Source organism: Actinomadura physcomitrii (assembly GCF_008923205.2).
GTDB classification, from domain to species: Bacteria; Actinomycetota; Actinomycetes; order Streptosporangiales; family Streptosporangiaceae; genus Spirillospora; species Spirillospora physcomitrii.
The window spans coordinates 31,022-43,221 of sequence record NZ_WBMS02000010.1; the positions used below are offsets into that span (position 1 = coordinate 31,022).

General features: G+C 70.4%; 11 protein-coding genes. 1 reads left to right on the top strand and 10 read right to left on the bottom strand.

The window, feature by feature from the left end; translation table 11 throughout:
* Nucleotides 1–14: 14 nt before the first annotated feature.
* A complete protein-coding gene (locus F8568_RS14635; protein WP_151594094.1) occupies nucleotides 15–1,940 on the bottom strand; it encodes an AMP-binding protein in 1,926 nt (641 codons plus the stop codon).
* A 208-nt stretch (nucleotides 1,941–2,148) separates the two neighbouring features.
* Between F8568_RS14635 and F8568_RS14640 the strand changes: the two genes are divergently transcribed.
* Nucleotides 2,149–2,874 (top strand): alpha/beta fold hydrolase, encoded by a 726-nt coding sequence (locus tag F8568_RS14640; protein ID WP_151594095.1) that lies wholly within the window; start codon nucleotides 2,149–2,151, stop codon nucleotides 2,872–2,874.
* A gap of 36 nt (nucleotides 2,875–2,910) precedes the next feature.
* Here F8568_RS14640 and F8568_RS14645 read toward each other — a convergent pair whose 3' ends face one another.
* The 9 genes from F8568_RS14645 to F8568_RS14685 all read right to left on the bottom strand — a co-directional run bounded on the left by F8568_RS14645 (nucleotide 2,911) and on the right by F8568_RS14685 (nucleotide 12,173).
* Nucleotides 2,911–3,609, bottom strand: a complete 699-nt coding sequence (locus F8568_RS14645; protein WP_151594096.1) for a TetR/AcrR family transcriptional regulator — start codon at nucleotides 3,607–3,609, stop codon at nucleotides 2,911–2,913.
* A gap of 27 nt (nucleotides 3,610–3,636) precedes the next feature.
* Complete coding sequence (locus F8568_RS14650; protein WP_151594097.1) at nucleotides 3,637–4,425, bottom strand: crotonase/enoyl-CoA hydratase family protein; 789 nt, start codon at nucleotides 4,423–4,425, stop codon at nucleotides 3,637–3,639.
* A gap of 33 nt (nucleotides 4,426–4,458) precedes the next feature.
* Nucleotides 4,459–5,256: an SDR family NAD(P)-dependent oxidoreductase gene (locus F8568_RS14655; protein ID WP_151594098.1), complete on the bottom strand. Its 798-nt coding sequence runs from the start codon at nucleotides 5,254–5,256 to the stop codon at nucleotides 4,459–4,461.
* 135 nt (nucleotides 5,257–5,391) lie between these two features.
* The gene (locus tag F8568_RS14660) at nucleotides 5,392–6,414 is read right to left on the bottom strand and encodes an NAD(P)H-dependent flavin oxidoreductase (RefSeq protein WP_202124961.1); all 1,023 of its coding nucleotides are present in this window, start codon (nucleotides 6,412–6,414) and stop codon (nucleotides 5,392–5,394) included.
* A 32-nt stretch (nucleotides 6,415–6,446) separates the two neighbouring features.
* The gene (locus tag F8568_RS14665; RefSeq protein ID WP_151594099.1) at nucleotides 6,447–7,577 is read right to left on the bottom strand and encodes a thiolase family protein; all 1,131 of its coding nucleotides are present in this window, start codon (nucleotides 7,575–7,577) and stop codon (nucleotides 6,447–6,449) included.
* Nucleotides 7,577–7,960, bottom strand: coding sequence for a Zn-ribbon domain-containing OB-fold protein (locus tag F8568_RS14670; RefSeq protein WP_151594100.1), 384 nt, complete (start codon nucleotides 7,958–7,960; stop codon nucleotides 7,577–7,579). The genes F8568_RS14665 and F8568_RS14670 overlap by 1 nt, the downstream gene beginning before the upstream one ends.
* A gap of 124 nt (nucleotides 7,961–8,084) precedes the next feature.
* Nucleotides 8,085–9,266: a CaiB/BaiF CoA transferase family protein gene (locus F8568_RS14675; RefSeq protein ID WP_151594101.1), complete on the bottom strand. Its 1,182-nt coding sequence runs from the start codon at nucleotides 9,264–9,266 to the stop codon at nucleotides 8,085–8,087.
* A 17-nt stretch (nucleotides 9,267–9,283) separates the two neighbouring features.
* A complete protein-coding gene (locus F8568_RS14680; RefSeq protein ID WP_151594102.1) occupies nucleotides 9,284–10,516 on the bottom strand; it encodes a CoA transferase in 1,233 nt (410 codons plus the stop codon).
* Entirely contained in the window at nucleotides 10,506–12,173 is a 1,668-nt protein-coding gene (locus F8568_RS14685; protein WP_151594103.1) for an ABC transporter substrate-binding protein, read from the bottom strand. The genes F8568_RS14680 and F8568_RS14685 overlap by 11 nt, the downstream gene beginning before the upstream one ends.
* Nucleotides 12,174–12,200: the final 27 nt, after the last annotated feature.

A 12,200-nucleotide genomic window follows, 5' to 3' on the forward strand; every position in this document is an offset into this window, starting at 1 on the left:
GCCGCGGTGCTCCATCACCGCAGTTCCCGGACGCGCGCCCGGATCGTCTCGACGGCAGCCGGGTTCTCCGCCCCCGACAGGTCGCCGGGATCGGTGCCGACCACCGCCGCCCTGATGGCCCGACGCAAGATCTTCGCCGAACGGGTCTTGGGCAGTTCGCTGACCTGCACCACGTGCGATGGCGCGAACGGCTTACCGACCCGCGTGGCCACTCGCTCGCGGATGCGCGCCTCGACCCGGGCTTCGTCGTCACCGCTGCCCGCGACGTAGAAGACCCAGATCCCCTCCCCTTTGGTGGGGTCGGGAATGCCGACGACCGCTGCTTCGCGAACCGCGGGGTCTTCGGCGACCACCGACTCGATCTCGGCCGGCGCGACCCGCTTGCCCGCGACGTTCATGACATCGTCGGAGCGGCCCAGGATGAACCAGCCTCCGTCGTCGACCAGAGCGTGGTCACCGTGCCGCCACAGGCCGGGGAAGGTCGACCAGTAAGCCTCGTGGTAGCGGTCCGGGTCGTTCCAGATGCCCCGCGTCATAGCCGGCCACGGCTGGCGGCACACCAGCTCGCCGATCTCGCCGCGGACGCCGGCGCCGTTGGCGTCGACCACATCGACGTCCATCCCGAGCGCCGGACCACCCAGCGAGCAGGCGGCGATGTCCTCGACCGGGTACGGGCACAGGAAAGATCCACCGACCTCGGTGCCGCCGGAGAAGTTGATGACGGGCACCCGCTCGCGGAAGACATCGCGGGCGAGCCACTCGTAGGACTCCGGATCCCAGGGCTCGCCGGTGGACCCGATCGTGCGGACGCTGCTCAGATCGTAGTCGACGCCGGTGTTGTCGGGCGAGCGCAGCGTCCGGATGAGGGTGGGGCTGACGCCTAGGGTCGAGATTCGGTGCCGCTCCACCAGACTCCACAGCCGACGGGCGTCCGGCACGTCAGGAGAGCCCTCGTAGAGCATGAGCGTGCCTCCGTTGGCGTGGGTGCCGAGGATCGAGAGCGGGCCCATGATCCAACCCATGTCGGTGATCCAGCTGAAGGTGCGGCCCGGCGCGACGTCGAACCCGTAGGCGACCTCGCAAGCCGTCTTGACGACGAACCCGGCGTGGGTATGGACGGCGCCCTTCGGCTTACCGGTAGTGCCGGAGGTATACGCCAGCAGAAGCACGTCGGAGGCGGCCGTGCGCTCGATGTCGGGGTCCGGCCGCTCGGAGAGAACCGTCTCCCAGGCCACCTCGGAACCCTTGAGCGCCACGCTCTCCTCGACGTTGCCGACCACGATGACCAGTTCGAGGGAGGGGCACTCCGCGGCGGCCTCGCGGGCGACCGGGAGCATCTGGACGACGCGACCACGCCTGACGGTGGCGTCCGCGCAGACCATGACCTTCGCCCGCGCGTCACCCACCCGGGCGGCGATGGCCGAGGCGGCGAACCCGGAGAAGAGGGGCACCAGCATCGCCCCCAAACTCGCCACGGCGTACAGGGTCACGACCGCCTCGATGCCCATCGGCAGGTAGAGCGCGACCGCGTCGCCCTTGGTCACCCCCCGCGCCCGCAACGCGCCGCGCAAGCGGGCGACCTCGTCGTCGAGCTGGGCGAAGGTGAGCGAGCGGGTCGTCCCGTCCTCCGCCTCGTGGGTCACCGCGACCGCGTCGGGGATCTGCCCGACCCAGCGCCGCAGGCAAGCGTCGGCGGCGTTGAGCGCGCCGCCGACGAACCAATCGGGCCATTCGACCCCGCGGCTGAGGTCGACCACCTCGCGGTAAGGGGTAAGGAAGGGCAGGGCGAGGTCATCGACCACCGCGTCCCAGAAGGAGCCGATGTCGGCGACCGACGCCCGACGCAGCTCGTCGCCCGTGGCCGCGCCCAGCCTGCGCATCAGGCGAGCCACGTTGGAGTTGCGCAGGTACTCGTCGCCAGGGTGCCACACGTACGTCATTCGGCGGTTCCGTTCTCGGAGGGGCGGGCCGGCCGGGCGCCCGTCGACTGATCTCGACTGCCCTGGACGGGGTCGAGCTTGCGGGGTCGAGGTTCGACGCCGCCAATTTTGGTCAGTCCTTTTACTTTAGCAGTCCATTGCATATCATAGTAGGGTACGAGGCCACCATCCGAGGTGAGACAGCCCGGAAGAGAACGAGGTGAGGCCGATGGCCGGCACTCAGTCCCCCACCTTGGTGCTGATCCACGGGGCCTGGCACGGCTCTTGGTGCTGGGAGCCGGTCGTCCCGCTGCTGGAGGCCGCCGGACTCCGCACGCACGCAGTGCAGCTGCCCGGCATGGACCGCGCGCCCGGCCACCACGACCTCGAAGGGCACGCCGCCTTCCTGCGGGCGGAACTGGCAGAGCTCCCCGGCCCTCTCGCTGTGTGCGCGCACTCCTACGGCGGCGCCGTGGCCACCGAGGCCGCCGGGGCGAACCCGTCGGTCGCCACGTTGATCTACCTGACCGCGTTCCTGCTGGACGTGGGCGAGTCGTGCGTGGACAGGGTCCTGCCAGGGCCCGTCTCACCCGACGCCACTCTGCTCCCGGGCGGAGAGGGCGGGTACCTGCGGGTTCCGGAAGCCGCGGCGCACCACCTGTTGTACGGCGACTGCCCACCCGAGGAGGCGAAGCGGGCCGCCGCGCGCCTCACCCCCGAGCACGTCAGCGCGGTCAGCGCCCCCGTCACGCAGGCGGCGTGGAGGACCATCCCCTCCACCTACGTCACGTGCACCCGCGACCAGGCCCTCACTCCCGAGGTGCAGGGCCGCATGGCATGTCGCGCAACCTGGCAGGAGGAGATCGCCTCGGGCCACAGCCCCATGCTCTCCCACCCGCAAGAACTCGCGGCACTCCTGGCAACGGCGGCCGTGAGAACGGCACGCGATGCATGAAGCCCGCCTTGCGAGAGCCGCCCGTGGAACGGGAAGTTACTTCGAAGGGAGGTCGGCGACGGTCTCGATCGCGGTCACCGCGCTGCGGACCATCATCTTCGCCGTGTTCTTCGCGGCGTCGAGGTCGACGTTGTCCGGGTCCGCCATCCACTGCAGGGCGACACCGCGGAGTATCCCCTCGATCAGGGTGGCGATCGCCATGACTTGAGGATGGGTCGCGGGATCCGGGATCCGCGGGTCGACCATCTCCGCGACGCACTCCGCGAGGAACGTCCGCGTGAGAGCGTTGGTATCGGCGACGGCCGGACGCAGGCCGGGAGTGGCCGTGAGTCCCTCGATGAGGACCACGTACATGGCCTTGGCCTCGACATGCCCCGCTCGGACCTGATCGAAGTACACGTCAAGGATCACATCGACGGCGTCTTCGCCGTGTCCGCCAAGGTCTGAGGTTCGCTGGCGCGTCTGCGTACGGATGTACTCCACGACGGCGCGCATGCAGGCCTCTTTGGAGCCGAAGTAGTGGCTGACCAGGCCGCGGCTCAGTCCCGCCTCGCGCCCGATCTCCACAAGCGAGGTGCGGGCGTAGCCCCGCTCGCCCAGCAGCCGCATCGCGGCCAGGATCAGTCGCTTACGCGACTCGTCTCGCCTCTCGGCCTGCGTCCGGCGTTCCAGCACCGTCTTAGAATACTGCGGGCCCAGGCCGGGCCCGCCCCAGCTCGGTGCGCGACCGGCCATCGGCCCTCGGCCGGCCCTCGCCGCGCCTCATCGGCCCTTCCACACGGGCTTGCGCTTCTCGGCGAAGGCGGCCAGCCCCTCGGCGCGGTCCTCGGAGTCGGTGGCCTTCCTGGCGATCGGCATCTGCTTCTCCCACGCCTCCTCCTCGGTGCCCCAGGAGGAGGACTGGAACATGATCTCCTTGGACGCCGCCACCGCGGTGGGTCCGTTGACCTGGAGTGACTCGGCGAGCTCCAGGGCCGCGGCAAGCGCCTGTCCGGCGGGCACCACCCGATTCACCACACCCCAGTCGCGGAAGAAGGCCGCGCTGCGGAATTCGCCCGTCAGGGCGAGCTCCATGGCCAGGTGGTAGGGCAACTGCTTCGGCAGCCGGAACAGCCCCCCTCCCACCGCGACCACGTTGTGGCGCACCTCCGGCAGGCCGAACTGCGCGTTCTCTGCGGCGACGATGAGATCGCAGGTGAGGCACAGTTCGAAGCCGCCACCGACCGCGTACCCCTCCACCGCGGCGATCAGGGGCTTGCGCGGGGGCCGGCGCATCACACCGAACCCGCCTCGTGCGAGCGGCGGGTTGCGGGTCGGGTTCTTCGCCGCGGCTTTCAAGTCGGCGCCGGCGCAGAAGGTGCCGCCCGCCCCGGTGACGACACCGGCGAAGAGGTCGTCGCTCTCGTCCAGCAGGTCCATCGCCTTCTCCATCGCCGCTGATGTGGCGTAGTCGACGGCGTTGCGGGCGTACGGCCGGTTGATCGTCACGACCAGGACATGGCCGCGGCGTTCGGTGAGGACCAGGTCCTCGGTGCTCACGGTCTCGGACATCGGCGACGAACCTTTCTCTGGGCTGGAAGCGGGCTAAAGTGCGAGCGTGAAACCGCCGTTGACCGGGTAGGTCTGGCCGGTGATCCACGAGCTGGCGTCGGAGGCCAGGAACAGCGCCATGTTGGCGACATCGGTCGGCTGGCCCGGGCGGCGGACGATGTAGCCGCTGAAGATCTTCTTCAGCCTGGCCGGGTCGGCATGCATGCGTTCGGCGGTCGCGGGTGTCTCCGTGGCGGCGATGGCGATGTTGTTCGCCGTGATCTGGTGGCGGCCCAGGGTGCGCGCCACACCGCGCATGAAGCCCGCGGCGCCCGCCTTCGCCCCGCCGTAGATCTCCAGCCCGGAGTCGCCGTAGCGGCCGGCGTCAGAGATGATCGTGATGATCCGGCCGGGGGCCTTGCGCTCGATGAGCCCGGGGACGACGGCGCTGACGCAGTTGAGGACCCCGTAGAAGTTGACGCCGATCGTGGAGTTCCACACCTCGGGTCCGGTCTCCCAGAACGGCCTGCGGATGTCCGGATGGGGATTGGCGCCCATGTTCCCGGCGTTGTTGACCAGCACCCCGATCGGTCCCAGCGCCGCCTGGGTCTTGGCGACCATGTCCCTGACCGAGTCGATGTCGCTGACGTCGGCCTGGACCGCGAAGGCCTTGCCGCCGGCCTCGCGGATCTCCTCCGCGACCGCCTCGGCGCGCTCGAGCACGTAGTCGTTCACGGCGACGCCGCCGCTGCCGTGGCTTGCGAGGTGGAGCGCGATCTGCCTGCCGACGCCCTGGCCCGCTCCCGTGACCAGGGCAACCCTTCCTCCGAGGTCGAGGATGTCGTTGCTCATGTGTTGCGCTCCCTGCCTTCCTGAAAAGGTGATCGAAAACCCTTCTTCAGCGCTTCGGCCATGCCGTGACGCGGGGATGCACCGCGTGCGGTCCCTACGGGACGCGTCTCGGCTTCGACGCGTCGACGCGCATGGTCATTCGCCTTCGAAGGTGGATGTGGGGTCGGAGGAGCCGAAGGCGCGCAGGGTGTCCTCGTACTCTCGGCGTGTGCGTTCGAGGATCTGCTCGGCCGACTCGACGGCTCGGACTCCGGCGACGGAGTGGCCCGCGCTGACGATGTCGCTCCACCGGCGGACGGGTTCACTGCCTCCGCTGCCGTAGCGCGCGTCGGCGGTGGCGGTGTCGACCGTCTCGTCGAGGCGGTCCGGATCCAGGCCCGCGGCGACGATGGACGGCCTCAGATAACTGCCCCACAGGCCGTTGAACGCCCTGGTCAGCTGGACGTCGTCCATCGTCGACGACACCAGGAGGTCGCGGTACTTGTCGTCGGCCATGCTCTCCCGGGCGGCGATGAGCCGGGTACCGATGTAGCCCAGGTCGCAGCCGAGCATCCGCGCCGCGGCCAGCGCGGTGCCGTCGCTCATCCCGCCCGCCATCACGACCGGCCCGTCGAAGAACTCCCGCACCTCCCGGACGAACGCGAACGGGTTCAGCCAGCCGGTCTGCCCGCCTGCTCCGGCGGTCAGCAGGACCAGCCCGTCCGCGCCGGCGTCCAGCGCCTTATGGGCGTGCTCCAGCGTTGCGACGTCGGCGAACACGAAGACTCCGGCATCGTGCAGCGGGCCGAGCACCGGTTTGGGCGAGCCCACGCTGGCGATCACCAGGGGAACGTCGTGCTGGACGATGGTGGCGATGTCCTCGCGGAGCCGGTCGCTGCGCATCACCAGGTTCGGACAGACCGGACCGGTGTACCCGTCAGGTCCGGGGCGCTCCTCCAGTCGCTGCTCGATGTGGGTGAGCCAGGCGTCGAGTTCACCCTGCCCGCGGGCGTTCGCCGTCGGGAAGGATCCGATCGCCCCAGCCCGGCAGACCGCCTCGACGAGTTCCGTTCCAGAGACCCGCAGCATGGGGGCGGCTATGACGGGCAGACGCAACCGGCGGGCCAGCTGCTCGGGGAGCCGGGACCGCAGGGGTTCGGCTGCGAGAGTGTCGCGCACCTATGACTCCAGACGCTCGATGGGTGACGTGCTCAGTCCTTGCGGAGCACATGGGCGTAGCCGACCGCCCCGAGGCCGACCATGTGCGCGAGTCCGACCCGGGCTCCCGGATGCTGCCGTGGCCCTGCGGATCCCCGCAGCTGCAGGGCGATCTCGCCGATCTGGCCCACTCCGGTGGGGCCGATCGGATGTCCCATCGCGAGCAGTCCGCCGGAGGTGCTGACGGCGCACTGCCCGCCGATGTCGAAGGCGCCCTCCTTCAGCATCGGCACGTACTTGCCGGGCGGGGCTATGCCCGAGGCCTCGACGTACTGCGCTTCTTCGATCGTGAAAGCGTCGTGCAGCTCGAAGACGTCGACCTCGCTGGGCGGGGTCTGGGCCTCGTGCAGAGCACGGGCGATGACCTCGCGGGTGACCTCCTGGTCAGACGACGTGGTCGTCTCGGTCACCGTGGCCGACGAGGCGACCCGGATCGCCTTGGCCGGGTCGATGCCCAGTCGCGCGATCGCCCCTGCGGAGGCCACGATCACGGCCGCCGCGCCCTCGCCGACCGGGCAGCACTGCAGGGAGGTCAGCGAACCCGCCGTCCTGCGCCCGCCGAGGACCTCCTCAAGCGTGCGCTCCTGCTGCCGGTGGGCGTTCGGGTTGAGCGAGCCATTGCGGTGGTTCTTGACGGCGATCTGAGCGAGGTCCTCGTCGGTGACTCCGGACGCCGCGGTGTAGGCGCCGCTGAGCAGCGAGAAGTGGGTGAAGGGCACGATGGCATCGTCCGCGAGGCCGTGGGTGCCGGTGGGAGCCCGATAGATCGATCGCGGCTTGTCGACGCCCAGCACCAGCGCCACGTCGCTGATACCCGCCGCGACGTGAACACAGCCCAGCCGGAACGCCGCGGAACCCGACGCCGAGGCGTTCTCGACGTGGACGAGCGGTTTGCCCAGCGCGCCCAGGTGCTTGAGCATCGGCCTGCCGACGGCCATCCCGAGATGGCCCGTGCCGATGAACGACTCGTCGACGTCTCCCCAGGCGAGGCCGGCGTCGTCGAGCGCACCGCGCACCGCGGTGAGGCCGAGGTCGACGTAGCCGACCTGGCTCAGCCGCTGGTAGCGGTGCCAGCCCGCGCCGACCACGTAGACCGGCTCGAGGTCACCGAGCAGCTTGGTCATCAGGACTCCTTCGGCGGTGCGGTGAAGCGGACCGCGAGCAACTCGTCGTCGCCCGCATCCGCGACCTTCACCAGCTGGGCGGATGCTCCTACCTCCAGCTCGACGCCCTCCGCGACGACACCGCGGACCATCGGACCTTCGTCGAGGTCGACCTGGACGACGCTGAAGGGCGCGGGGCGGCGCGGGTCCGCGTGCCGGTGCACCACCGTCGTGGCGCGCACAGTCCCGTGGCCCTTGAGCGGCGACGGCTGGAGCGCGTCGCCGTACGCGCCGCACTGCTCGCACCCGTAGGTCTGGAAGGGAAAGAACACAAGGCCGCAGACGCGGCAGGTCCCCCCGCGCAACCGCGGCGGTTCGGCGTCGAGATCGACGATCGAGGTCATGACGTTCCGCCCTTTCCGGCCACTAGGCCGTCGCCCGATGACGCTACATGCTAGTTGGTTGACTGACAAGTATCTGAGACCGGTCCGCACTGCGAACGCCCGAAGGCGGGGTGCCACGGCAGCATCACCGCCGGTCGAGCTCGGCGAGGACCTCGGCGGTGTGCTCCCCCGTCCAGGGCCCGCGGGTGACCGGGGGGCGCGGCGAGCGGGCCAGCCGGAAAGCGGGCCTCGTCAAGTCGACCTCGCCCAGGTCCGGATCCGACACCCGGACCAGCATCTCGGCACGGAGGTGCGGATCGTCGTGCAGGTCCGCCGCGGTGGAGACGACGTGCGCAGGCACGCCGGCCGCCTGCAGTACGTCCTCCACGTCCTGGGCGTCCTGCCGGCTCGTCCACTCCCCCAGTACGGCGTCGAGCTCGGCCCGGTACCGGAGACGGTCGAGCAGGACGCTGAACCGGTCGTCGGCCAAGGCGCGGCCGACCACGCCGACCAGCGCCGTCCACTGCTCGCCGGGCGCCGCGTCGATGGCGACCCAGCGGTCATCCCCGGCGCACGGGTAGAGCCCGCAGGGCGCCCGGCTCGCGTCCGGCACCGCTCCGCCGGGCTGGGCCACGACACCATTGACGAGATAGTCGTACAACGCGGGCAACAGGAATTGCATCCCCGCCTCCGCCTGGGACACCTCGATGTGGCAACCCCGTCCGGTGGCCTCCCGGCGCCGCAGTGCCGCCAGCAGGGTGGGGACGATGAACCGTGGCGCGACGGCGTCCGTCCACGGACCGAACGGACCGCTCGGCGCCCTCCCCGGATAGCCGACCATGTGCATCGCCCCGCACATCGCGGAGCCGACCGTGCCGACACCGCTGCGCTCAGGACCCGCCGGTGAGCGGCCGGCGATGCTCGTCGAGACCATGACGATCCCGGAGTTGCGGGCGCTGAGCTCGTCGTAGCCGAGCCCCAGCCGCTCCACGACACCGGGTGTGAACGACTCGACGACGACGTCCGCCCTCTCGGCCAGCCGCAGCACCGCATCCCGCCCCTCGGGCGACCGAAGGTCCAGGTCGATGCTGCGCTTGCCTGTATTGACGAAGTGGTAGGGCACCGAGCGTTCGGGATTCCTCCCTCCGTCCAGGAACGGAGGGAGGGTGCGCGACGGGTCGATGCGGCTTGAGCTCTCCACCTTGATCACGTCGGCGCCCAGCTCCACCAGATAGCGCGAGCTGAACGGCCCGACCATCACCCAGCCCAGATCGAGGACCCGCAACCCTGCGAGGGGCGGTCGGCCGGGCGACGCGGAATCGATCATCGTCTTCTCCAACCGACTCAGATGATGCCGTGGACGAACAGTGCTTCCAGCTCCGGCGGGGCGAGCCCCAGTTCGGAGCCGTAGACCTCCGCGTTGTGCTCTCCGAGCCGCGGGGCTCTGCGGGGTGCCTGCCGGGTCCAGCCGGCGACGCGGGGGAAATGGAGCGGCGCCGCGATCGTGCGGGTCTCCCCCGTCGCGCTGGTCGTCACCTCGACGTCGCCCCACAACCCACGGGCGGAGAAGAAGTCGGACCGCGCGACGTCGCCCATGTCGTCAACGCACGCCGCGAGGAACCCCTGTTCCCTGGCCGCGTCCTCCACTTCCCTCCTGGTGAGTGCGGCGCACGCGGCGACCACGCCGCGGACGAGCGGGCCGAGGGCCGCCCAGGCGGCCGGGTCGCCGCGCGGAGTCGGCCGCGAGCCGATGGCGGCCCAATCCGGCGCCGCCTCCTCCGCGGTCAGGTCGCCGCGGGACAGCAGCCACTGCGCCAGCCGAGCCGTCATGGGACCGAAAGACGGACCGAAGGCGATGGTGACCTGGACGTAGCCGTCCCGGCACTGGAACACCCCTGGAATCGGTGAGTTCCCGGTGGCCCGCGCCCCCGGCGCGGCGCCCGCCCCGACGACGATCGGCTCGGTGAACCCGGCGAGGGCGGCGGCGATCCGCGCCGAGACGGCGGCCCTCTGCCCGAGCCCGTCACGGTCCCGGGCGGCGACCGCGGCGAGCACGGCGATCGCCGCCTCGGCGCCCGCGTGATGGCGGGTCTGGGGCACCGGCGCCACCGGCGGCGGGCCCTGCCGATCGCCGGCCGGCCCGAGCGCTCCGCTGCTCGCGGCAAGGACCAGGTCAGTGGCTGCGTAGGCGCTCTTCGGCCCGGTTTCGGCGAAAGGCCGAATCACACAGTGGACCGTCCGCTCCGGAAGGACGCAGCGCGCACCGACCGGCGTGGCCGGTGCGGGCCCCGGAGCCTCGAGCAGGACGTCATAGTCCTGTAGCAGCCGCTGCAGGAGGGCCTGGCCGTCCACCGACGCGACGTCCAGGGTGACTCCCCGCTTGCCGATGTTCGCCGATTGCCAGCTCAGGCTCTGCTCGATCCCGGGGTACTCGCCCGCGAAGGGGCCCAGCCGCCGGCCCGCGGCGCCGGCGGGCGGTTCGACCACGACGACATCGGCGCCGAAGTCGGCAAGGATCCGCCCACCGAGCATGGTGTCCGGGGCCGACAGCTCGAGGACCTTGAGGTCAGTTAGCATTGGTCCCGCCGGAACGCCGCCAGATGCCCGCGGGTTGCACGGTCCCGTCAGGCGGCGGCGTGGCCCCGCCGACGGTGCCGGAGTTGACGATAACGCTCTTCTTGAGCCCGTCGAAGTACACCACCGGCACGATCTCTCCGATCCGGTCGACGAGTTTCTGGTAGGCCTCCTTGCGGACCTTCGGATCGACCGATGAGCGGCCCTGCACCAGGAGGGCGTCGAGCTGGGGGTCGTTCACCGCGGCGGGTGACTTGGCACTGCTGTGCAGGAAGCGCCAGGAGTTCAGATCGGGGTCCGGGCGGCCCGACCAGGTCGTGATGACGGCCTGGGTCCGCTGCGCGTTGGCGTCGGCGATCACGGTCGAGGTGTCGGCGAGCCGGATCTGCGCCTTGATCCCGGCCTTGGCCCACATCGCCTGGAGGGCCTGGGCCTGCTGTGGGAAGCCGGCGATGTTGTAGGTCTCGAGAGTGAAGGAGATGCCGCCGACCTCGGCCACGAGTTGCTTGGCGCGCGCGATGTCGAACGCCGGGAACTTGCTGGAGACCGCGCCGCCCGTGATCGGCATCCCCGACGGCCAGGGCCCGTCGACCCGCTCGTACCTGCCGCCCGGGTGGCTGAGCTTGAGCAACGCCTCACGGTCGGTGGCCATCGCCAGCGCCTGCCTTGCCTTCACGTTGTCGAACGGCTTCTGTGCGTTGTTCAGGAAGATCTGGTTGGTCCCGAGGCCACTGACCGAGATAACCCGCATCTGCGGGTTCGAGCCGGCCTGATTGTTCATGACGTCGCTGGTGTTGGTCAGGATGTCGAGGTCGCCGGCCTGGGCGCCGGCGAGCTCGCCTTGAGCATCCGGCACGATGCGCATCTCGAGGCCGTCCAGGTAGGGCTTGCCCGGTGCCCAGTACTTCGGGTTCTTCTTGAAGGTGAGGCCCTGCGCGTTCCGCGCGGTCATGATGAAGGGACCGGTGCCGACGGGGTGCTTCCCGATGTCGTCGCCGTACTTGCGCAGAGCGGCGGGCGACACCATGTTGGCGTAGGTGTCGTTGAGCATGGCCGGGAACGATGCCAGCGGCGTCTTCAACACGAACTGTACGGTCAGGTCGTCTTTCGCAGTGACCTTGTCCAGGGCGGAGAGGGCCGACGCGCAGCTCGAGCAGGTCTTGGAGGCCTGGGCTCGCTCGAAGTTCGTCACCACTGCGGCCGCGTTGAACGGGGTGCCGTCGCTGAAGGTGACGCCTGGGCGCAACGCGACCGTCCAGTCCTTGGCGTCGGTGGACTTCCAGGACAGCGCCAGGCCGGGCACGAGCCGGCCCTTCTGGTCCAGTTGGACGAGCGGCTCGTAGACCGCGGCGGCGGCCTGCCGGTCGGCGGGGGAGATGAGGTCGAGCGGATCGAGGGGCGCCGGGTCGTACGAGATGGCCATCGTGAGCCGACCGCCGGACTTGGGGGCGCCCTCGTTCCCGGCGCCGCCGGCCGTGGTGCCTTGACCGCTGCAGGCGGCGGTGAGCGCGAGCACGGCGGCTCCCACCACCAGCGCGATTCTTTTGCCAACCATGGTTGCTCCTGTCCTCATGACAGCGGGGTTGATCGGACGTCGCTGAGCGTCGTCCGGGCGAGGGGCTGGTGACGGGCGGGCGGGTGGGTGACGGGAAGCGAGCACGTCGGCCGCGGTGAGGGAGAGGCGGGT